The organism is Alitabrizicola rongguiensis (genome assembly GCF_021491355.1).
Classification (GTDB): domain Bacteria; phylum Pseudomonadota; class Alphaproteobacteria; order Rhodobacterales; family Rhodobacteraceae; genus Aliitabrizicola; species Aliitabrizicola rongguiensis.
This window is the reverse complement of the sequence record NZ_JAKENF010000002.1, coordinates 228,643-251,083: the sequence shown is the minus strand read 5'-3', so window position 1 is coordinate 251,083 and position 22,441 is coordinate 228,643. Positions and strand designations below refer to the sequence as shown.

General features: G+C 64.7%; 18 protein-coding genes. 7 read left to right on the top strand and 11 right to left on the bottom strand.

What is annotated here, in order from left to right; genetic code table 11:
* The first annotated feature begins 39 nt into the window (after positions 1–39).
* Positions 40–1,761, top strand: coding sequence for a type I secretion system permease/ATPase (locus tag L0V05_RS07175; protein WP_234869437.1), 1,722 nt, complete (start codon positions 40–42; stop codon positions 1,759–1,761).
* Positions 1,758–3,062 (top strand): HlyD family type I secretion periplasmic adaptor subunit, encoded by a 1,305-nt coding sequence (locus tag L0V05_RS07170; protein WP_234869436.1) that lies wholly within the window; start codon positions 1,758–1,760, stop codon positions 3,060–3,062. Before L0V05_RS07175 ends, L0V05_RS07170 begins: the two co-directional genes overlap by 4 nt.
* 15 nt (positions 3,063–3,077) lie before the next feature.
* Here L0V05_RS07170 and L0V05_RS07165 read toward each other — a convergent pair whose 3' ends face one another.
* Complete coding sequence (locus L0V05_RS07165) at positions 3,078–3,671, bottom strand: response regulator transcription factor (RefSeq protein ID WP_234869435.1); 594 nt, start codon at positions 3,669–3,671, stop codon at positions 3,078–3,080.
* Positions 3,672–4,207: 536 nt separating this feature from the next.
* Between L0V05_RS07165 and L0V05_RS07160 the strand changes: the two genes are divergently transcribed.
* Together L0V05_RS07160 and L0V05_RS07155 are read left to right on the top strand one after the other, a co-directional pair.
* On the top strand, positions 4,208–5,344 hold the full coding sequence (locus L0V05_RS07160; protein ID WP_234869434.1) for an efflux RND transporter periplasmic adaptor subunit: 1,137 nt from the start codon (positions 4,208–4,210) through the stop codon (positions 5,342–5,344).
* A 10-nt stretch (positions 5,345–5,354) separates the two neighbouring features.
* Positions 5,355–8,501 carry an efflux RND transporter permease subunit gene (locus L0V05_RS07155; RefSeq protein ID WP_234869433.1) on the top strand — a complete coding sequence of 1,049 codons (3,147 nt, stop codon included), beginning with the start codon at positions 5,355–5,357 and terminating at the stop codon, positions 8,499–8,501.
* A 4-nt stretch (positions 8,502–8,505) separates the two neighbouring features.
* Here the strand turns inward: L0V05_RS07155 and L0V05_RS07150 are convergent, their stop codons facing one another.
* Positions 8,506–9,159 (bottom strand): glutathione S-transferase, encoded by a 654-nt coding sequence (locus L0V05_RS07150; protein ID WP_255683678.1) that lies wholly within the window; start codon positions 9,157–9,159, stop codon positions 8,506–8,508.
* A 103-nt stretch (positions 9,160–9,262) separates the two neighbouring features.
* Here L0V05_RS07150 and L0V05_RS07145 point away from each other — a divergent pair, with 103 nt between their 5' ends.
* From L0V05_RS07145 to L0V05_RS07135, 3 genes are all read left to right on the top strand, one after another.
* The gene (locus tag L0V05_RS07145; RefSeq protein WP_234869431.1) at positions 9,263–10,474 is read left to right on the top strand and encodes a polyhydroxyalkanoate depolymerase; all 1,212 of its coding nucleotides are present in this window, start codon (positions 9,263–9,265) and stop codon (positions 10,472–10,474) included.
* A 91-nt stretch (positions 10,475–10,565) separates the two neighbouring features.
* Positions 10,566–10,907, top strand: coding sequence for a helix-turn-helix transcriptional regulator (locus L0V05_RS07140; RefSeq protein ID WP_234869430.1), 342 nt, complete (start codon positions 10,566–10,568; stop codon positions 10,905–10,907).
* An 84-nt stretch (positions 10,908–10,991) separates the two neighbouring features.
* A complete protein-coding gene (locus L0V05_RS07135) occupies positions 10,992–12,920 on the top strand; it encodes a HEAT repeat domain-containing protein (RefSeq protein ID WP_234869429.1) in 1,929 nt (642 codons plus the stop codon).
* A gap of 26 nt (positions 12,921–12,946) precedes the next feature.
* On the opposite strand, the gene rfbA is transcribed toward L0V05_RS07135, so the two are convergent.
* The 9 genes from rfbA to L0V05_RS07090 form a co-directional block, all read right to left on the bottom strand.
* Positions 12,947–13,825: a glucose-1-phosphate thymidylyltransferase RfbA gene (gene rfbA, locus L0V05_RS07130; protein WP_234869428.1), complete on the bottom strand. Its 879-nt coding sequence runs from the start codon at positions 13,823–13,825 to the stop codon at positions 12,947–12,949.
* 1 nt (position 13,826) lies between these two features.
* Positions 13,827–14,678, bottom strand: coding sequence for a dTDP-4-dehydrorhamnose reductase (gene rfbD, locus L0V05_RS07125; protein WP_234869427.1), 852 nt, complete (start codon positions 14,676–14,678; stop codon positions 13,827–13,829).
* Between the two features lie 102 nt (positions 14,679–14,780).
* On the bottom strand, positions 14,781–15,821 hold the full coding sequence (gene rfbB / locus L0V05_RS07120) for a dTDP-glucose 4,6-dehydratase (protein WP_234869426.1): 1,041 nt from the start codon (positions 15,819–15,821) through the stop codon (positions 14,781–14,783).
* Positions 15,822–15,825: 4 nt separating this feature from the next.
* Entirely contained in the window at positions 15,826–16,386 is a 561-nt protein-coding gene (gene rfbC / locus L0V05_RS07115) for a dTDP-4-dehydrorhamnose 3,5-epimerase (protein ID WP_234869425.1), read from the bottom strand.
* Positions 16,387–16,466: 80 nt separating this feature from the next.
* Complete coding sequence (locus L0V05_RS07110; RefSeq protein WP_234869424.1) at positions 16,467–17,981, bottom strand: DUF2793 domain-containing protein; 1,515 nt, start codon at positions 17,979–17,981, stop codon at positions 16,467–16,469.
* Between the two features lie 247 nt (positions 17,982–18,228).
* Complete coding sequence (locus tag L0V05_RS07105; RefSeq protein WP_234869423.1) at positions 18,229–19,674, bottom strand: gamma-aminobutyraldehyde dehydrogenase; 1,446 nt, start codon at positions 19,672–19,674, stop codon at positions 18,229–18,231.
* A 14-nt stretch (positions 19,675–19,688) separates the two neighbouring features.
* Positions 19,689–20,498 carry an ABC transporter permease gene (locus L0V05_RS07100; protein ID WP_234869422.1) on the bottom strand — a complete coding sequence of 270 codons (810 nt, stop codon included), beginning with the start codon at positions 20,496–20,498 and terminating at the stop codon, positions 19,689–19,691.
* Entirely contained in the window at positions 20,488–21,429 is a 942-nt protein-coding gene (locus tag L0V05_RS07095; protein WP_234869421.1) for an ABC transporter permease, read from the bottom strand. Before L0V05_RS07095 ends, L0V05_RS07100 begins: the two co-directional genes overlap by 11 nt.
* Positions 21,426–22,427, bottom strand: coding sequence for an ABC transporter ATP-binding protein (locus L0V05_RS07090; RefSeq protein ID WP_234869420.1), 1,002 nt, complete (start codon positions 22,425–22,427; stop codon positions 21,426–21,428). Before L0V05_RS07090 ends, L0V05_RS07095 begins: the two co-directional genes overlap by 4 nt.
* Between the last annotated feature and the right edge of the window lie 14 nt (positions 22,428–22,441).

Below are 22,441 nucleotides of genomic sequence, written 5' to 3'. Positions count from 1 at the left end.
GCGCGAGCCAGATCGGATTGCTCCCGGAGGTCCCGTTTCATGAATTCCGGTCTTGACGAGTTGCGCCGCGCCCGGCGGGAAAGCCTCGGGCTTTTCTGGGCGGCTTTCGCCTTCAGTGTCGTGGTGAACATCCTGATGCTGACCGGGCCGCTTTACATGCTTCAGGTCTATGACCGTGTGCTGGGCAGTCGGTCGCGCGAGACACTTCTGGCACTTTCGATCCTTGTGGCTGGCTTGTTTCTGGGCATGGGCATACTCGATCACGCCCGGGCGCGGGTGATGACGCTCATCGGTGCCCGCTTCCAGGACCGCCTGGACCGCCGGGTCTTTGCAGCCGCGCTCAAGCGCTCGGCGGTCGCGCCGACCGATCCCGCGGCACTGGCCGCACAGCGCGATCTCGAGGCAATCCAGCGCCTGCTAGCATCGCCGGTCCTGATCGCCCTTTTCGACGTTCCCTGGACGCCGATGTTCATCGCGGCCATTTTCGTCCTTCATCCCTGGCTTGGCTGGGTGGCGGTCGGGGGCGGCCTGTTCCTCATTCTGGTGACGCTCCTCAACCAATGGGCGACCCGGACGCCGCAGAGGCTGGCGACGGGAGCGAGCCTGAGGTCTGAACGTCTGTCGGAACAGCTCAAGTCCGAGGCTGAACTCCTTCAGGCGCTCGGCATGACCGAGGCCGGTTTCGACCGCTGGAGCGTCGCCCGGCGCGAGACCCTCCGCCAGGCGATCCGCGCCTCGGGTCTGGGCGGGCTGTTCGGAGCCGTTTCCAAGACCTTCCGGATGTTCTTGCAATCGGCGGTTCTCGGTGTCGGCGCCCTGCTTGTTCTGCAAGGCGAGATGACCGGTGGCGCGATGATCGCCGGATCCATCCTCATGGGGCGCGCGCTGGCCCCGATCGAAGTGGCGGTTGGCCAGTGGGCGGTTGTTCAGCGGGCGGCGGAAGGCTGGAAACGGCTGGCGGAGCTGCTTGGCAAGGTGCCGGAGCCGAGCCCGACGATCAGGCTTCCCCGGCCCAAGGGGCATCTCCATGTCGAACAACTTACGGTCGTGCCTCCGGGCGAATCCGTCGCGACCTTGAGGCTCCTGAACTTCAGCGTCGAGCCTGGTCAGGCGGTGGGTGTGATCGGTCCTTCGGGCGCCGGCAAGACCTGCCTTGCCCGGGCTCTGTCCGGGGTCTGGAAGCCTTCGGGCGGGGTCATCCGGCTGGACGGGGCGACGCTCGATCAATACGACCCGACCATCCTGGGCCGCATGATCGGGTATCTGCCGCAGCGCGTTACCCTGTTCGAGGGCACAATTGCCGAGAACATCGCCCGGCTGGACCGGAATGCGGACAGCGACAAGATCGTCGAAGCGGCGCGGAAAGCAGCGGCGCATGACATGATCGTGCGTCTGCCCGAGGGATACGAGACGAGGATCTCGGGCATCGGTGGCCGCCTGTCCGGTGGCCAGTTGCAGAGGATCGGCCTTGCCCGCGCGCTTTATGGCGATCCGGTGGTGGTCATCCTCGATGAACCCAACTCCAATCTCGACAATGATGGCTCGCTTGCCCTGAACCTGGCGATCCGGGAGCTCAAGGCCCAGGGAAAATGCGTGTTCATCATGGCGCACCGACCAGCTGCCATCCAGGAATGCGATCTCTTGCTGGTGATCGAGGACGGCATCCGCAAGGCCTTCGGCCCGCGCGATGCGGTGCTGCGCGAGGTCGTGCGCAACCACACCGACATCATCAGGACAGCCAATGCGGGAGGCGTCGCATGACCGGCCATGACAACCACTGGTCCGTCCGCGGTCCGCTGGTGACGGGGTTCTTCACTCTGGCCCTCATCGTGGGCGGGCTTGGCGGCTGGGCGACGCTGACCACGCTTGCCGGGGCGGTGATCGCCCCCGGGCAGGTCGAGGTCGAACAGAACCGGCAGGTCATCCAGCATCCCGATGGCGGGGTTGTGGAGACGATCGCAGTCGAGGAAGGATCGACCGTCAAGGCCGGCGACCTTCTGGTGCGTCTGGACGGCACCCTGCTGCGATCGGAACAGGCGATCGTGGAGAACCAGCTTTTCGAACTCCGCGCCCGCGGTGCCCGTCTGATGGCCGAACGCGACGACGCGCACGAGGTCACCTTCCCGGCCGATCTGCTTGCGGTTGCGGCCGGCCGCGGGGACATTGACGAGGTCGTGCAGGGCCAGAGGAAGCTGTTCGACGCCCGCCTTGAGACGCTCGAACAGCAGATCGAACAGATCGGCAAGCGCACCGGCCAGATCGAAAGCCAGATCGAGGGCATCAATGCGCAGCGCAACGCGCTGGATCAGCAACTCTCCTTCCTCAACCGGGAACTCGACAACCAGCAGATGCTTCTCGACAAGGGCCTCGCGCAGGCTGGCAGGGTCATGGAGCTGTCGCGCGAGAGGGCGCGCATCCTGGGTGAGATCGGCCAGCTCTCCTCGGACCGGGCCCAGGCCGAGGGCCGCATCACCGAGCTGCAGATCGAGCGGCTGACGCTTGCCGCCAAGCGCCGCGAGGACGCGACGACCGAGTTGCGCGATGTCGCTACCAAGGAACTGGAGCTCGCGGAACGGGCAAGGGCGGTCGGCGAGCGGATCGCAAGGCTGGACATCCGCGCGCCTGTCTCGGGCGTAGTTCTGGGACTGCAGACGACATCGCCAAGATCAGTGCTGCAACCCGCTGCGCCCGTGCTTTACCTCGTTCCGCAGGATCGGCCGTTGATCATTGCGGCCAAGATCCCCACCATCCATATCGACCAGGTCGTTGTGGGTCAGGAGGCGAGGCTTCATTTCTCGACCTTTTCTTCCCGGACGACGCCGGAACTCGCCGGTCGGGTGACCGTTGTTTCGGCCGACTCGATCAAGGACGAGCGCTCGGATGCCACCTACTATCGGGTCGAGATCGTGCTGGAACCGGGGCAGGAGCAGAAGCTCGACGGCAAAATTCTCCTGCCGGGGATGCCGGTCGAGGCCTTCCTGCGGACCGAGGATCGCACGCCGCTAGCCTATCTGGTCAGGCCATTTCAGGACTTCCTCGACCGCGCTTTTCGGGAAAGCTGACCGGCGCATAACCGGTCAGATGATGAAATCGGTAAAGCCGACGCTGAGGAACATCAGCAGGGAACTGCCTAGTTTCTGGAACTCGTACTGGGCAAGCTTGGCGATCGCCTGAACCCGGTTGTTGACGTTCAACTGCTTGAAGACATTGTTCACATGAACCTTCACTGTGCCTTCGGCCAAGGAAAGCTCGCGTGCGATGGCCTTGTTCGTCATGCCGCGGGCCATCAGGACCATGACGGATCTTTGGCGGCCCGACAGGGGGCGGTTCTGTGGCAGGTCGATCCCACCGCCAAGACTGCCCGGGTGGGTCTCGCTGACGAAGGTTGGACTTTCGAGCGGATCCTCGACGCGGCGCGTGGCCGGGGTCGCCCTAGCCGAACTCGCAGCCGAACTGCCGACGACCGAGTTCGGTAGGTAGACCTGCCCTTCGGACACGCGCCGGATGGCATCCACAAGTTCGGCTGCGGTCTGTCGGCGCAAGACGCAGCCCTGCGCACCCATGGCAAGGTATCCGATCAGGTCGTTCAGCGAATGACTGTCACTGACTGCGAGGATCCGAGTGGAAGGAGTCCGCATCCCGTCCTGCGCCAGAAGGCGCTCAAGAGACACTGCGGCGGTATCGACAATGACGATGGTATCTGCCTCGGCAGAAATCAGACAATCAGAAGGATTTACTTCCTGAATGTCGGCGTCCGGATAGGCGCCCTTCAGGATCGCTCGAATTCCATCAAAAAACAGGTCTCTTCGACCCACTAAACGAAATACTGATACCACTTTTGAGATCCCCCGACCCTGATAAAAGGGTAATCTACAGTTCATGATCTGGCAACTGGCAGAAATCGAACAAAAATTCGCGTCTCGGTTGCGAACCGCTAAAAATCGACAATTGAGCCGGGATCAATTGCCAGAACAATCCGCTCGGAAACCCGGCTTTCAACATTTCCTGTCTTATGGGAAGCCGAGAAAGCGCCTCCTGGCGTCACATTGGCGCAGCGAACGGGGCGAGGAATTGACACCGCCTGCGCCCGGGGAACGATCAAGAATTCGAAATAAGGGTTTTCAAGGGCTTGGCGCCTGCTACCCTAGAGGCCAGACCGCTGTCCGGGACTGCCGAAGGGGCACCTTGGAGGGCAAGGGAGTATTCGATGCGCCTCTGGCTGCAGATTGTCGTGACACTGGTGCTTCTGGTGGCTGCCGTGCCGATGGTCATCCTCTACATGCCGGCGTCACATGCCTGGCTCGACCGGGCCGGGTTGCTCGCCCCGATGTCCAGGCTTGGTCTGGTTCCAGAAGCTGGGGAAGAGGCCGCACAGCCTAGCCGGAGGCGGCAAGGCGGCGCTCCCTATCTTGTTGTGGCGCGCCCATTGGAGGAACGCGCCCTGAACGAGGAAGTCGCCGCCATCGGCTCGGCACGGGGGGTGCGTGCGGTTTCGGTGGCGTCAGAGGTCACGGGCCGTATCGATAAGTTCGTCCTTGCAGCGGGCGAGCGGGTCGAGCAGGGACAGGTGATCGCGGAGCTCGACAGTCGGGCGGCCCGGTTTGCGCTCGAAAAGGCCGATCTGCTGCTGCAGGATGCCAAGGCCGCGCTGGACCGCGCGAAGCAGCTTTCAGCCAGCGGCGCCGGTTCGGCCCTGCAAATGCAGGAGGCGGAACTGAATGTGCGCACGGCCGAGTTGTCGCTGCATCAGGCCGAATACGATCTGAGCCAGCATACCATCGTCGCGCCCATATCCGGCTGGGTCGGGCTGATTTCCGTGGAAGCGGGCAGCCTTGTTTATCCTGGCACCGACATCACCCGGATCGAGGATCGCAGTTCGCTGATCGTTGACTTTCGCGTGCCCGAACGCGTGGTCAGTCGCCTGCAGGCCGGGGATTCCCTGCAGGCCTCGCCGCTGGCCGACCCGACGGTTGTCCTGCCGGGACGCATCCTTGCGCTTGACAACCGGGTAGACGAGGCGAGCCGGACCCTGCGCGTTCAGGCCTCGATCGAAAACCGAGATGACCGGCTTCGGGCCGGCATGGCGTTCCGCATCTCCATCGCCTTCACCGGCGAGCCCCACCTGGCTGTCGATCCGCTTGCGATCCAGTGGGGGGCTGGTGGAGCCTATGTCTGGGCGGTGCGCGACGCAAAGGCCAAGTACCTGCCGGTCCGCATCCTTCAGCGCAATGCCGAGACGGTCCTGATCGAGGCCGAGACCGAGCCCGGAGATCTGATCGTGACCGAGGGCGTCCAGTCGCTGCGCGAAGGCGCGGAGGTCACGCTGGCCGACGCCCCGACATGAGGCGGATGCCATGACCAACCTGCCCACCAATCTGCCTGCCGAGATCGACGAGAAGGAGCTGACGAGGTCTGGAACGGCGCTGTTCATCCGCCGCCCGATCCTGGCCTTCGTTCTGAATGCGCTGATCGTGCTGGCCGGGGTCGCGGCACTTTCGGGTGTCGAGGTCCGTGAACTTCCCGATGTGGACAACCCGGTCGTCACCATCACCACCGATCTCGATGGGGCCGCGCCTGAAACCATCGACCGCGAGGTCACCGCCGAGATCGAGGGAGCCGCCAGTCGGGTGGCGGGGGTCAAATCCATCTCTTCGTCATCGCGCTTCGGGACCAGCCGGGTGACGGTCGAATTCCGCGACAGCGTCACGCTGGACGTTGCGGCGACCGACCTGCGCGACGCTGTGGCCCGCATCCAGAACCGACTTCCCGATGGGGCAGGCGTTCCCCGCGTGGTGAAGGCCGACGCGAATTCCGATCCGGTCATGCGCATTGCCGTCACATCGCGCGAACGTACTCCGCAAGACCTGACCCAGATCATGCGCGACCAGATCGAGGACCGCTTGCTTGCGGCGCCGGGAGTGGCCGACGTGCAGACCTTTGGCGCGCGCGATCTGGTGTTTCGTGTCGATATCGACCAGATGCAGTTGGCCAGTCGTGGCCTGACCCTCGCCGACCTTCAGAACAGCCTGCGCAATGTCAGCTTCGATTCCCCGTCTGGCGCGCTCAGTTCCGACACGCAGAGCCTTGTCGTGCGCACCACGGCCTCGGTGACGACAGCCGACCAGATGGAGGCACTCGAGATCGCGCCGAACGTTCGCCTTGGCGATGTGGCACGGGTCACGCTTGGCCCCGCCCCGGGCTCCTCGATCCTGCGCGCCAACGGCGAGACCGGCATCGGGCTTGGCATCATCCGCCAGGCGCAGGCCAACACGCTGGAAATCTCCAAGGCGGTCCGCGAGGTGATCGACCGGCTCCGCCCAAACCTGCCACCGGATGTCAGTATCTTCGTCACCTCCGACAGCGCCCGGTTCATCGACGGGGCGATCCACGAGGTCGAACTGGCGTTGATCCTTTCCATCGTGATCGTCACGCTGACGATGTATGTGTTCCTGCGCGACCTGCGGGCGACGATGATCCCTCTGCTGGCCATCCCCGTGTCGCTGGTTGGCACGATCGCGGCGATCTGGATCGTCGGCTTTTCGGTCAACATACTGACACTCCTGGCGTTGGTGCTGGCAACGGGCATGGTCGTCGATGACGCGATCGTGGTGCTGGAAAACATCGTGCGGCGCCGAGCAGAGGGCATGGGGCCGCGCGCGGCAGCGGTATTGGGCACACGTCAGGTCTTCTTCGCCGTTCTCGCCACCACCACCACCCTGGCGGCCGTTTTCATCCCGCTGTCCTTCCTGCCGGGCCAGACCGGGCGATTGTTCCGCGAGTTCGGCTTCACTCTCGCGATCTCGATTGCCCTCTCTGCTGTGGCGGCCCTGACGCTTTGCCCGGTGCTGGCAAGCCGGCTCCTGCGAAGGGGGGAGGCAGAGCCGCCGAAGGCCGGCCTGCTGGGCTGGCTGGGTGGCTGGCTGGCCGCCTTCTATGCCCGCACCCTGCGCGCGACGCTCGCGGCACCGCTGGTCGCCGTTGCCGTTGCCGGTCTTTTCGCCGCCGGTGCGGCGCTGCTTTTCCCGACCCTGAGACAAGAGCTGACCCCCTCCGAGGACCGAGGGACGATCCTTCTTTCGATCAGCGCCCCACAAGGCGTCTCGCTCGACTATACCGACGGCAAGATGCGCGACATCGAGGCCATCCTTCAGACCTATCGCGATAGTGGCGAGGTCCGCAGCGTCAATGCCATCGTTGGGACGGGTGGCGACAATCAGGGCTTCGCTGTCGTGACGCTGGCCGACTGGGCCGAGCGCGCCCGCAGCCAGCAGGAGATAACTGCAGAGCTGAACGAAAAGCTGGACAGTGTCGTGGGCATTTCCGCCTACGCGATGCAGACCAATTCGCTCGGCATCCGCGGCGCGGGGCAGGGGCTGAAGTTTGCCATCCTCGGCAGTGACTATGGCCAGCTGGCCGAGGTCGGCGATCGGCTGGTTGACGAGATGGAAAAGGATCCCCGCTTTGGCAGGGTGAGCCTCGACTACGGCACAACCCAACCGCAGCTTTTCGTCGAGGTCGATCGCGACCGCGCCGCGGATCTGGGCGTGAACATCGAAGGTATGGGGCAGGCACTTCAGGCCGTGCTCGACGGGCGCACCGTTTCGACGGTCTATCTCGCCGACAAGAGCTTTGACATCAAACTGCTCTCCTCGGCCGAGCCGGTGAATGATCCGGGTGATCTGGAGAAGATATTCGTCAAGGCAGGGGACGGGCAGATGATCCCGATCTCAACCTTCGTAAGTCTCACGGAACGCGCCGTTGCACCCGAACTGCGCCGCGAGGGGCAGATGCGCGCCGTAACGGTCACTGCTGGCCTCAGCGGCGGCATGTCCCTCGGCACCGCCCTGACCGAGGCTAGGGAGCTGGCGTCTGGCATCCTCGCGCCAGAGAACCGGATCGAACCGCTGTCCGAAGCTGCGACGCTGGACGAAACCTCGTCGGGAATGCGCCTGACCTTCGGCCTGGCGATCATCGTCGTTCTTCTGGTGCTTGCCGCCCAATTTGAAAGCTTTGTCTCGGCCGTGGTGGTCATGGCCACGGTGCCGCTCGGGCTGGCCTGCGCGGTCTATGCCCTCGTGCTGACCGGAGGCAGCCTGAACGTCTACAGCCAGATCGGGCTTGTGCTGCTAGTGGGTATCATGGCCAAGAACGGCATCCTGATCGTGGAATTTGCCAACCAGCTGCGCGATCAGGGCCAGACGGTGCGAGAGGCCATCACCAACGCCTCGATCATCCGGCTCAGGCCGGTGATGATGACCATGGTTGCAACGGTGCTTGGTGGGCTGCCGCTGGTCTTCGCTTTCGGTGCGGGGGCCGAGGCGCGGTCGGTGCTGGGCTGGATCATCGTCGGCGGGCTGGGGCTTGCCACGCTGGCGACGCTTTACATGACGCCGGTTGCCTATCTGCTGCTGGCCGGCTTCTCGAAGCCCCGCGTGGCCGAGCAGGAGCGGCTGCAGGACGAACTGCGCGCGGCGGCGGCCGACCGGATGGCGCCGGGCTGAGGGATCAGAACTCGACCTCGAGTTCAACGATCTCGTCAGGCTCGGCCACGGCGCCCTCCGTCCATTCCCGCAGCAGCGACCAGTCGCGGATATGGTCAGAATAGGCTTGGGACTGCGGATCGAGCGGCACGCTGTAGGTGTGGAACCGGGTGCAGACCGGGGCATACATCGCATCTGCGACCGTCGGCTTGCCGAACAGGAAGGGACCGCCATAGGCATCGAGGCATTCGCGCCAGATGGTCTTGATCCGCTCGATATCGGCGCGCGCACCCGAGAAGACCTTGAAGCGTTCGTGCTTGGCCTTGAGGTTCATCGGCAGTGCCGAACGCAGGTTGTAGAAGCCCGAGTGCATCTCGCCCGAGATCGCCCGACAATGGGCCCGCAGCGCACGATCGGCGGGGTAAAGACGGGCATCGGGGGCGATCTCGTGAAGGTATTCGGCGATCGCCAGAGTGTCCCAGACCTCGACGTTGCCATGGGTCAGGCGCGGCACCAGGACCGACGGCGACAGCAGCAGCAGTTCCTGCCGCGCATCTGCCGTCTGCGGATCGACCATCTTTTCGCTGAAGTCGAGTCCCGCCATCCGGCACAGAAGCCAGCCACGAAGTGACCAGGAAGAGTAGTTCCTTGATGAAATTGTAAGCGTCGCCTTGCCCAAGCCGCCTTCCTCCCCGCCGGAACCGCACGTTCATACCGCTTTTTGTCACACGGCCCGCCGCGCACGGCTAGCGTTGGACTGTGGGAAGGCACGGAAGAACGACATGCTCTATGCAGGTTACCAGTCTGTTGATGATTTTTTCGGCCCCGTGCGAACGGCGGCGCTCTGGGGACTGAGTTTCCTGCCGCAGGGACGGGGGCCACTCGGTCGGATGTCGCGCCAGGCGGCGGCCGGACTCGAGATGACATCGCGGTTTCGGCTGACGCATGAACGCCCGGAATTCGGAATCTGGAGCGTGCTCTCCGGCAACCATGAGGTTCCGGTGACGGAAGAGAACGTGCTCGATCTGCCGTTCGGGCGGCTGGTGCACTTCGCCCGGCCTACCGAGACGGCGCTGCCCAAGGTGCTGGTCACCGCGCCGCTGTCGGGTCATTTCGCCACGCTCCTCGCCGGAACGGTCCGAACCCTTCTGCGCGATCACGATGTCTATATCACCGACTGGAAGAACGCCCGCGACGTGCCCCGGTCCGATGGCGAATTCGGTGTCGAGGATTACGTCGCCTACCTGATCCGGTTTCTCGAAGAACTCGGCCCGGGCGCACATCTGCTCGCGGTCTGTCAGCCCTGCGTGCAGGCCCTCGCGGCGGTGGCCGTCATGTCCGAAGACCACAATCCGGCAACCCCGCGCACGCTGACGCTGATGGCCGGCCCCGTCGATGTGCGCGAAAGCCCGACGGTGGTGAACGATCTGGCCAACGAAAAGCCGATAAGCTGGTTCCGGCGGAACGTCATTTCCAGCGTGCCGAACCGGTTTCCCGGTGCAGGGCGGCGGGTCTATCCGGGCTTTGTCCAGCTGACGGCCTTCATGCAGATGAACATTGACCGTCACAAGGCGCAGCACCGCAAGCTCTATAACCATCTCGTGGCCGGCGAGCTCGCCGAGGCCGAGAGGATCAAGGAATTCTACGACGAATACTTTGCGGTTCTCGACCTGACCGAGGAATTCTATCTCGAGACGATCGATCGGGTCTTCCAGCGCGCCGAGTTGGCCGCCGGCGATTTCACCTATCGTGGCCGCAAGGTGAATCCCGGCGCCATCCGCAAGACCGCGCTGCTGACGGTCGAGGGGGGGCGGGATGACATCTGCGGCATGGGCCAGACAGCCGCCGCGCACGAGCTTTGCGCCTCGCTCCGCCCGCATCTGAAGCGCCATCACCTTCAGGCGAATGTCGGGCATTACGGCGTCTTCAACGGCCGGAAGTGGGAAACCGAAATCTATCCAGTCGTCCGCAACATGATCGCGGCGCTGGAGTAACGCCCTCTGCGACAGCGTGTGGCGCGTGAGGGCAAGAGCCGCTCGCGCTTGGCGTTACCATGACTCGTGTAATCATTGAATGGAGTAACGAATGAACCTCCAGTCCCGCGATCCCGAGCAATGGATCGGAACGGTCCGCAGATTGATGCGCGATCTCCTCGATCAGGGCGAGGTGACGATCACCGTCCTTGCTGGGGCGATGAAGACAAGCACCCGCTCGCTTCAGCGCCATCTCGCGGCGCACGGAACGGGCTTTGCCGAGCAACTGGAATTGGTCCGCAAGGAAATCGCCCTCGATGCGCTGAAGGAGGGGAAGGTCAGCATGGCCGAGCTTTCCCGCAGGCTCGGCTACCGGCGGCAATCTGCGCTGACCCGCGCGGTACGGCGCTGGACTGGCCTCGCGCCGACCCAGTTCCGTCGCAACGGCCAGTGACGACTTGGCGTTGACTTCGCCCGCGCGGCCCCCGACTCTCGCCGTGCTGGCCGCGCGAAGGCCAGAACAGCAAGGAATCACGGCGTGCGTTTCGCCCGACCCAGCCTCATCGCGCTGATCACCCTGATCTGCCTTTTGCCGATGCGTCTTTTGGCCGAGGATGCTGCCGCGCCCAGCTATGTTGGCTCCGCCAGCTGCGCCACCTGCCATGAGAAGGCGACGGCAGACTGGGCCACGTCCGACCACGCCCATGCCTGGATGGAGCCGTCGGAAACCTCGGTTCTCGGCGATTTCAACGACGTGACCTTCGACCATGGTGGCCAGATCAGCCGCTTCTTCCGTCAGGGCGCTGACTACATGATCGAGACGGAAGGCGCCGATGGTCAGCGACGGGCTTACAAGGTAGTGGGCGTGGCCGGGATTCGCCCGCTTCAGCAGTACCTCCTGTCGCCGGAACAGGGGAGGACCCAGGCCTATGACATCGCCTGGGATGTCGAGCGCAAACGTTGGTATCCCGTCTTTGCCGACCAGAACCCGCCGCCCGGCGACGGTTTTCACTGGACCGGCCCCTACAAGAGTTGGGAGGCACGCTGCGCCGAATGTCACGCGACGAAGTACAGCCGGAACTACGACGATGCGACCCGCACCTATGCGCCGAAGATGTCCGAGATCGGCGTCGGCTGCGAGGCCTGCCATGGCCCCGGATCGACCCATATCGCCTGGGCCGAGAAGCCAGACGCGACCCAACTCGCCAAGGACCTGACCGCGCTTGGCCTCACAGTCGATCTGACCAGCCAGAAGGCAGAGGTCGGCCAGTGCATGGCCTGCCATTCGCGGCGCGAGGCGATGATCGACGGCAACATGCTGCCCGGCACCGATTACCACGACGTCTATACGCTGTCGCTTCTGCGCCCCGGCACCTACTTCCCGGATGGCCAGATCCTTGATGAGGTGTACGAGGGCGGATCCTTCCTGCAGTCGAAAATGTTCGCCAAGGGCGTGCGCTGCACCGATTGCCACGACCCCCATACGATGGCGCTGAAGGTCGAAGGCAATGGCGTCTGCACACAGTGCCATTCCGCCGCCGGAAACCCGCGCTTCCCGACACTCCCGCTCAAGGTTTTCGACGGGCCGGAACATACCCATCACCCGGAAGGCAGCGCGGGCGCGCAATGCGTTTCCTGCCATATGATCGAGCGCACCTACATGGGCATAGACACGCGCCGCGATCACAGCTTCCGCATCCCGCGCCCTGATCTTTCGACCCAGACCGGCGCGCCCGACACCTGCACTGCCTGCCATACCGACAAGGACGCGGCTTGGGCGGCCGAGCAGATCGCCGCCTGGTTCCCCGACAGCACGCATCGCGGGCCGCATTACGGCACCACCCTCGCCGCCGCACAGACCGATCCGACGAGGCAGGTGCAGGCGCTGCTGGCGCTCGCCGAATGGCCGGACGGTCCCGGCATCGTCCGCGCCTCGGCGATCGAGCTTCTGGGGCAGGCGGGGCACGCCGCCTCTGCTTCCCGGGTCGAGGCACTCCTGACCGATCCCGATCCGCTGGTCCGGGCGGCTGCGGCGGGCGCGCTTGGCGTCCTGCCTCCCGATCAACGCCTGAATGTGCTCGCGCCGGTTCTGTCTGATCCGTCGCGCTCGGTCCGCGAAGCGGCGGCCAAGGCACTCCTTGACGCCCAACCCGCTCCCGGATCGCCGCAAGCCGAGGCTCTTGGGAAGGCTATTGCGGAATGGCAGCAGGCGCTTCGCACCCGCACCGACTTCCCGGAAACCCATCTGCAGATCGGCGGAGCTGCATTGCAGATGCGCAACTATCCGCTAGCCGTGCAGGCATTCCAGACGGCGGCCAGCCTCGATCCGCAACTGGTCGATGCCTGGTCGATGGTGATCCGCATTCAGGCGGCGCTCGGCGATCAGGCGGGGGCGCAGCAGTCCCTGCAGCAGGCGCTGGCTGCCAATCCCGGCAATCCGCAACTCATGGCGCTTGGCGGGCAATAGTCCTCAGGCCGCGGCAAGCGGGGCTCTCAGCCCCGCTCCGCCACCTTCTTCAGATAGGCGCCGTAATCGTTCTTGCGGTAAGCCTCGGCCATTTCCAGAAGATGCGCCTTGCTGATCCAGCCCATCTGGAAAGCGATCTCTTCGGGGCATCCCGATTGCAGACCCTGCCGGTCCTCCAGCGTGCGCACGAAATTCCCGGCATCAAGAAGGCTGGCATGGGTCCCGGTATCGAGCCAGGCATAGCCGCGCCCCATCCGCTGCACTGACAGCTGGCCATCGGCCAGATACATCTCCAGAAGCGTGGTGATCTCGAGTTCGCCCCTTTCGGAGGGCTTGACCGTCTTCGCCCGCTCCGGCGCCGAACCGTCGAGGAAATAAAGCCCGGTCACGGCAAAGTTCGACGGCGGAACCTTCGGCTTTTCGATGATCGAGGTCACCTGCCCATCCGCGCCGAAGGCAACCACGCCATAGCGTTCCGGGTCGGCGACCTGATAGCCGAACACCGTCCCGCCGGTGGTCTGCTTGTCGGCAGCGGCCAGCAATTCAGGCAGGCCGTGGCCGTAAAAGATGTTGTCTCCCAGCACCATGGCCGACGGGGCGCCCGCCAGGAAATCCTCGGCCAGCAAATAGGCCTGCGCCAGCCCGTCGGGCGAGGGCTGCTGGATGAAGGTAAAGCTCAGACCCCATTGGCTGCCGTCGCCAAGAGCGCGCTTGAACTGATCGGCATCCTGCGGCGTGGTGATGATCGCGATCTCGCGGATGCCCGCCAGCATCAGCACCGAGAGCGGATAATAGATCATCGGCTTGTCGTAGATTGGCAGCAGCTGCTTCGAAACCGCCACCGTGATCGGGTAAAGCCGTGTGCCGGACCCGCCGGCCAGAATGATGCCCTTGCGCGCAGTCACGTCAGATCTCTCCAATTTCCTTAAGAATGCGATGCAGGCTCGCCCGCCAGTCCGGCCGCGTGATCCCGAACATGAGTTCCGTCGTGCGGCAGTCGAGTCGCGAATTGTGCGGGCGTTTCGCGGGGGTCGGGTAGGCTTCGGTCGGGATGTCGGTGACGTTCACCGCTTTCCCCGCCTGGCGAAAGATTTCGCGCGCGAAGTCGGCCCAGGACACGTCCGGCGCGCCGGAATAGTGATAGGTTCCCGGTGCCCCGTCGCCCCGGTGCAGAAGCCGCGCCATGTCAAGCAGCGTCGCCGCGATGTCGACCGCCGCTGTCGGCCCGCCGAGCTGATCCGAGACCACCGTAAGCGTGTCGCGCGACTGCGCCAGCCGCAGCATGTTCTTCACGAAGTTCGTCCCATGCGCCGAAAACACCCAGGAGGTGCGCAGGATCACGAACCGCCCACCAGCCGCGTGAACTTCCCGCTCGCCTGCCAGTTTGGACCGGCCATAGGCGCCAAGCGGCCCGGTCGGATCATCCGGATGCCAGGGCCGCGTCCCCGATCCGTCAAAGACGTAATCGGTCGAGACATGCAGGAACGGCACGCCCTTCTTCGCCGCCGCCCGCGCCATCGCCCCCGGCGCATCGCAGTTCACGATCCGCGCCGCCGCTTCCTCGGCCTCGGCCTTGTCCACCGCAGTCCAGGCCGCCGCGTTGATCACTGCCTCGGCATCCGAAGCCGCGATCGCAGCCCCGCAGGCCGTGGGATCCGTCAGATCGGCCTCGGCGCGCGAAAGATAGGTCGCGTCCGGCTCAAGCCGCTGCAGCTCCCGCGCCACCTGGCCCGTCGCACCGAACACAAGAAGTTTCATGTACCGCCCTTCTCGAATACGTCCGCAGGCCTTCGCTCCAGAATGCGATGCCGGTCAGGCAATTGTTGGGCAAAGCTTTGCAATCCCGCAACTGTTACGGGCTCAGGCCTTCACTCCCAGCCGCTGCCCGACGCCCTTGCGCTCCAGCAGCGGCCGCCACCAGTCCTCGTTGTCGAGATACCACTGCACCGTCCGCTCCAGCCCTTCCTCGACCGTGACAGACGGGCGCCATCCAAGTTCTTCGCGGATGCGCGTCGGGTCGATCGCATAGCGCAGGTCGTGGCCGGGGCGGTCCGCAACAAAGGTGATCTGGTCGGCATAAGGCGCGGCCTTGGGCCGCTTCGCATCTAGGATGTCGCAGATCGTCCGCACCAGCGCGATGTTCGTGCGCTCGTTCTCGCCGCCGATATTGTAGGTCCGCCCGACCTCGCCCTTCTCGACCACGGTCAGCAGCGCATCGGCATGGTCCTCGACATAGAGCCAGTCGCGCACGTTCTCGCCCTTGCCGTAGACCGGGATCGGTTCTCCGGCCAGCGCCTTCAGGATCACCACCGGGATCAGCTTTTCGGGGAAATGATAGGGCCCGTAGTTGTTCGAGCAGTTCGTCACCAGGACCGGCAGACCATAGGTCTCGTGCCAGGCCCGCACCAGGTGGTCGCTCGCCGCCTTCGAGGCAGAGTAGGGCGAGTTCGGCGCGTAAGGCGTTTCCTCGGTGAACTGGCCCGTCTCTCCCAAAGTGCCATACACCTCGTCGGTCGAGATGTGGTGAAACCGGAAGTCCTCTGGTTTGCCCTTGCGCACCCAGTATGCGCGGGCGGCTTCAAGCATGTTGAACGTGCCGGTGATGTTCGTCTCGATGAAATCGCCCGGCCCATCGATCGACCGGTCGACATGGCTCTCGGCGGCCAGGTGCATCACCGCATCGGGTTGATATTCTGCAAAGAGCCGGTCCAATTCGGCCCGGTCCCGAATGTCAACCTGTTCGAAAATGTAAAGCGGGCTGTTGGCCACCGGGGCCACATTCGCCAGGTTTGCGGCATAGGTCAGCGCATCGACATTGATGACGGAATGTCCGGCGCGCACGGCATGGCGCACGACGGCCGAGCCAATGAACCCGGCCCCGCCGGTCACGAGAATCTTCATCGGTCTATCCTTCAAAAACGAACGGGCTGCCGATTTCCGCAAGCAGTGGCGCATTCATATCCTTGGCGCTCAGCACCGCCTCGCCGGTCAGGCCCCAGTCGATCCCGATCGCCGGATCGTCATAGCGCACCGCGCCGTCACAATCCGGCGCATAATAGTCGGTGCACTTGTAGATGATTTCCGTATCCGGCTCTCGCGTGGCAAAGCCATGCAGAAAGCCGGCGGGGATCAGCAGTTGCCGGCCGTTCTCGGCGCTCAACTCGACACCGAGCCATTTGCCATAGGTCGGGCTGCCTTTGCGGATATCCACCGCCACGTCGAACAGCCGCCCCCGGCCGCACCTGACCAGCTTGGCTTGAGCATGGGGTGGGCGCTGGAAATGCAGCCCCCGAACCGTGCCGACCTGGGCAGAGAGCGAATGGTTGTCCTGAACGAAGTCATAGGTCAGCCCGTGCTGGGCATGCGTCAGCTTGTTCCAGCTTTCGCTGAAGTAGCCTCTCTGGTCACCGAACCGGCGCGGCGTCAGGATCAGGACGCCCGGAAGGCTCGTCTGTTCGATCTCCACGAAGGCTCCTTTCTCTAGAACCTTCGCGGAGATAGCAATTCAGCATGGCAGTGTCACGACGGCATTTGGGCAATCCGCGATCAGAACCAGCGGCCGATCGCCAATGCCCGGATTGACAGCGCCGTTGACTTTGAGACGGCGGAAACCGCCCGAAAACCCATCTGCGTCAGCGTCGGCGTGCCTCCCACCGCCCAGGCATCGCTATCATCGACTTCGCCTTTCACAACCGGCAGCGCGCTAAAAGAGGCCGGGTAGCTCCAGAAGACGCTGCCCGAACGGTAGAGCGCACCTGTCGCCGTCGAGGCGTTCGAAACCGACAGTCCCGCGATCGTGCAGATCTGGGTGCCGTCGGCAAAGCGCGTATACTCGCCGTTGGCGTTGCTGCCGCGCTCGATCGCCGCGCCGGTCGGAAGACCTCCGCTCTGGCTTACCGTCCCCACCATCGTTGACTGTGTCATGACCAGCGACCAGCCAGTCCAGGTGCCGCCGGAGGATCGTCGCAGCCAGGTCCGCATCGCGGCATCGGCGGAGGTCGCGGTCCAGCGCTGCTGGACGCTGTCCCCGCCCGCGCCGTGGAACACCTCGAGCAAACCCGACGCCGCCGAGATCGGCAGGTTCGCCGTCGCTATGTCTGTCCGATAGAACCCAGAGACCGTCACCGCCGCCGCATCCGCAACCGCCGCCCCGAGCGACTGCCCCTGCGCCACGCCAAGGCCGAAGATCCCGCCCGCTGCAAACACCCGAGCGACGCGCCCCGCTGTCGCATCATGGCTGCCCGAGCTTACCGCAGTCCCAGCCAAAGGCACGTCCAGTTGCAGGGCAGACCCCGACAGAAGCGCCCGCTGCACGCCCCCGGCGACCAGTCCGATCTGATCCACCCCGGGCCGAGCCAGGCCGGTATCAACATCGGCGGCAAAGCGTAGCCCCGGCAATGCCGCCGTGCCATCGGGCAAGAGCGCCCCGCCGGGCAGGCTCACGGCGCCGCCTGCGCCCACCCGCAGGCCCTCGGCAAAGGCCGTTCCATTCGACGAAACCTTGATCGAGAAGTCGTCATTGCCGGCCAGGCCCATCTCGGCCCGGCCTGAGAACCCGGTCTGGAACAAGAGGCTTGCCGTATCCGTAACGGTCGCCTTGTTGACTTTCAGCTGGTGCCCGGCGCCTTCATGGGTGAGAAGCGTCGCGGCAGAGGCAACGGCAAACCGGTTCGTGCCATCCGGACTGGTATTGATGCCCAGCCGATCGACCGACAGCGGCACGCCGCGCGTTGTCCAGGCGCTGCCGTCGAACACGGCGCTGGCCCCATCGTCCAGAACCTCGGCCCGCCAGCCGGGCAGCGGGGCGAAGAACACCCAGCCCTCGATATCGAAGACGGCGATCTTCCCGTCCTGTCCGGCCCAGGCTCCGGTTGCCGCCTCTCCAACGATGTGGCGCTCTCCGGGGGCCGGCTCCGCCGGTGGGGCCGTCAGGCTGCGGCTCAGAACGGCCAGCTGGACGATGACGTCGAGCACCCGCAGCGCCTCGTTATGAGTCACATGCTTCTGCGCCTGGGCGGGCTGGATATAGGGCAGGGCAAGAACCGCCGAGACCTCGGACATGGGGCTTCCTCCGACTTCGAATGCCCCGATCCTGCGTCGTGAGGGTTAAGATGCGCCAACCCGACCGAGCGCCGTCGGCCTGAGTCCAGGTTCACGCTATTAATACATGGCATCAGGTGGATATGATGACTTCCTCACAAATGGTGAGAGGATTTCTTACCCAAACCTTCCTCTTCTGTTTCCAAATATCCTCGGGGGTGCGGGGGCAGACAGCCCCCGCTCCAGCGCTTGCCCGCGGGCGCCGCCTTCAGCCGTGCTTGACCATCACATGCCGGACGAAGGTGTAGTCCTCCAGCGCATAGGCGCTCATGTCCTTGCCATAGCCAGATTGCTTGATCCCGCCATGCGGCATCTCGTTGACCAGCATGAAATGGGTGTTGATCCAGGTGCAGCCATAGCGCAGCCGCGCCGCGGTCGCCATCGCCCGGCCCACGTCCCTCGTCCAGACGCTCGATGCAAGCCCATAGTCGCTGTCATTGGCCCAGTCGACCGCCTGATCCACATCCGAGAAGGGAGTGATAGAGACGACCGGCCCGAAAACCTCGCGCCGGACGATCTCATCGTCCTGCCGGGCTCCGGCGATGACCGTGGGTCTGTAGTAGAACCCCTCGTCCATCCGCGTGCCGCCCGCCGTCACCTCGACATGTGGCAGTTCCCGCGCCCGTTCGACGAAGCTCGCCACCCGGTCGCGCTGGCGGAGCGAGATCAGCGGCCCGATCTCGTTCTCGGTGTCATCCTCGCGTCCAAGCACGATCGAGGACACGGCCGAGGACAGGTCGGCCACCAGCTTGTCGTAGACCTTCTTGCCGGCATAGATCCGGCAGGCCGCGGTGCAGTCCTGCCCGGCATTGTAATAGCCGAAGGCGCGCAGCCCCTCTACCACCTCGCCGACATCTGCATCGTCGAACACCACGACCGGGGCCTTGCCTCCCAGTTCCAGATGGGTGCGCTTTACCGTCTTGGCGGCGGCGTCGAGCATCTTCTTGCCGGTGGCCACGTCGCCCGTCAGGCTGATCATGTCCACGCCCGGATGGTTGATGAGGTAGCTGCCCACCGTCTGGCCGCGCCCGGCGATGACCGAGACCACGCCCTCGGGGAGTTCCTCGGCCAGGATGCGCGCCATCTTGATCGCGGTCAGCGGCGTCTGCTCGCTTGGCTTGAACACCACGCAGTTGCCGCCGCCGATGGCCGGGGCGAGTTTCCAGGCCATCATCATCAGCGGATAGTTCCACGGCGCGATGGAGGCGACCACGCCGATCGGGTCGCGCCGGATCATGCTGGTATGACCCGCAAGGTATTCGCCCGCGACCGCCCCGTGCTGGCAGCGCACCGCCCCCGCGAAGAAACGATAGCAATCCACGATCGCCGGGATCTCGTCATTGCGGGCCGCATTGATCGGCTTGCCACAGTTCAGCGCCTCGAGTGCGGCAAATCCGGTCGTCTCGGCCTCGACCCGGTCGGCAATCCGCAGAAGCGCGGCCGAGCGTTCGGCTGGGGTAGTCCGCGACCAGCTCTCGAAGGCCTTGCGGGCGGCGGCGACGGCGCGGTCGACCTGGGCGGTCGACGCCTCGGCCAGTTCCAGGATCAGCCCGCCGGTCCGGGGGTTGAGGATCGGCTCGAGTGCCTCCTGGCCCGGCTCGAAGCGGCCGCCGACCAGAAGCGCGGTATCGATGGTGTCAGCTTTGGTGTCCATTTGGACTTCTCCCTTCATTTTCCCCCGCCGGCCGTCTCATGGCCTTCGCGGGTCAGGTAGTAGGCGATCAGGATCGGCAAGAAGGTCGCGGCGAAGACCACGATGGCGACCACGTTCGTCACCGGGCGCTGGCGCGGGCGGATCAGTTCCTGAAGCATCCAGATCGGCAGCGTGGATTGCTGCCCCGCGGTGAAAGTGGTGACGATCACCTCGTCGAAGGACAGGGCGAAGGCCAGCATGCCGCCCGCCAGCAGCGCGGAGCCGAGGTTCGGCAGGATCACATGGCGGAAAGTCTGGAAACCGTTCGCGCCAAGGTCGGTCGAGGCCTCGACGATGGATCCCGACAATCGGCGGAACCGGGCGACGGCGTTGTTGTAGACGATGACGATGCAGAAGGTCGCGTGGCCCAGGACGATCGTCCAGGTCGAGAAGGGAATGTCCATGACCGCGAAGGCGGAACGCAGCGACATGCCGGTGATGATGCCGGGCAGGGCGATCGGCAGCAGGACCAGAAGCGTGATCTGGTCGCGGCCGAAGAACCTCGTGCGGGTCATCGCTGCGGCGCAGAGCGTGCCAAGGATCAAAGCCAGCGCCGTTGCGATGGCGGCGACCTTCAGCGACAGGTAGAGCGGCGGCCAGATATCGGCCCGCTCCCAGGCAACCCCGAACCATTTCAGCGTCAGCCCCGGTGGCGGGAACTGATAGCTCTTCTCCTCGGTGGTGAAGGCGTAAAGGAAGATCAGCGCGATCGGCAGGTGCAGGAACAGAAGGCCCAGGATCGCGCCCAGGCGCAGGCCGAACGAAGCGCGGGCATCAGAGTGCATCGAAGGCCCCCATGCGCTTGGCGATCGCCAGATAGACCAGCATCACCGCGATCGGCACCACCGCGAAGGCGGCAGCCAGCGGGATGTTCCCGGCCGTGCCCTGCAAGGTGTAGACCGCCTGCCCGATGAAGAGCCGCGATGATCCGACGATCTGCGGGATGATGTAGTCGCCCAAGGTCAGCGAGAAGGTGAAGATCGACCCGGCGACGACGCCCGGCAGGGCCAGCGGCAGGATCACCGTCCGCAGGGTCTGCCCCGACGAGGCACCGAGATCGCTCGACGCCTCGATCATCGACGTCGGCACCCGCTCCAGCGCCGCCTGCATCGGCAGGATCATGTAGGGGATCCAGACATAGACGAAGACGATCCAGGTCCCGATATAGGAGGTGGACAGCGAATTCCCCCCGATCACCGGCAGTGACAGCAGCGCGTTGAGGATGCCCGATGTGTGGGTGCCCTCGGCGGCCCAGGTGACGATGCCTTCCTTGGCGAGGATCAGCTTCCAGGCATAGACCTTGACCAGATAGCTCGACCACAGGGGCAGCATGACGCCAAGGTAGAACGCCGCTTTCCAGCGCCCCCGCGCATAGCGGGCGGCGTAATAGGCGATGGGAAAGGCGATGACGATGCAGCCCGCCGTGACCGCCGCCGCCATCATTACCGTCCGCAAGATGATGTCGAAATTCGATGGCCGGATCAGCTCGGCATAGGTCTTGAGCGTGAACTCCGGCACGACCAGACCCGAGAATTCGTCGATCGAGTAAAAGCTCTGCAACAGCAGCGCGAAGAGCGAGCCCAGATAGACCACGCCCAGCCACAGAAGCGGCGGCCCGATCAGCAGGGCCAGCAGCAGCCGGGGCCGGCGCCAGAACAGGTCCGACAGCCGGTCGCCGGGCCCACGGACGGGAAGGGTGGCGGGACGGGTCGTCATTTCTCGCCCGCCATCACATGCAGCGCCCCGGACATCGGCTGGAGCGCGACTGTCGTTCCCGGAGCGGGCACCGCCTGACCCGGAGGCAGGACAACGCTGATTTCCATGTCCTCGCTGCGGCCCAGGTGCACGGAGAGCTTTGTCCCGGCACCCAGATAGCGTGCCGATCCGGCGGTGCCAGTGACCTGCCCCGCACCTTCGACCACCCGGATCGCCTCGGGCCGGAGGCTGCACCAGGCGTCCGGGCCACCGAACTGGCGGCTGAGCGCGGGCGGCAGAACATTGGACGAGCCGACGAAATCGGCCACGAACTTGGTGGCGGGACGCTCGTAGATGTCGGTCGGGCTGCCCACCTGCGCGACCTTGCCATTGGCAAAGACCGCGACCTGGTCGGCCATGCTCAAGGCCTCGCCCTGATCATGCGTGACGAAGACGAAGGTGATGCCCAGCCGCTGCTGCAGCGCCTTGAGTTCGTCCTGCATCGATTCGCGCAGCTTCAGGTCCAGCGCGCCGAGCGGTTCATCAAGAAGCAGCACGCGTGGCTCGTTCACAAGCGCCCGCGCCAGTGCCACCCGCTGCCTCTGGCCACCCGACAATTGCCCCGGCTTGCGGTCGCCATAGCCGGCGAGCTTCACCAGCGACAGCATCTCTTCCGCCTTGTTGCGCCGCGTGGCCTTGTCGACGCCACGCACCATCAGCCCGTAGGCGACGTTGTCGCGCACGGTCATGTGCGGAAACAGCGCGTAGTCCTGGAATACGGTGTTCACGTTGCGGCGGTTCGGGGGAACGTGCCCCGAATCCTCGCCGAAAATGCGGATCTCGCCGCTGGTTGGGGCGTCAAAGCCCGAGATAAGCCGTAGGCATGTCGTCTTCCCCGAACCGGACGGGCCGAGCATCGCGAAGAACGATCCTTCGGCGATGGTCAGGTCCACCCCGTCCACGGCGCGGACCGGGCCGAAATGGCGGGTGACATTGCGAAATTCGACAGCTGCCGTCATGGATCTATCCTTGC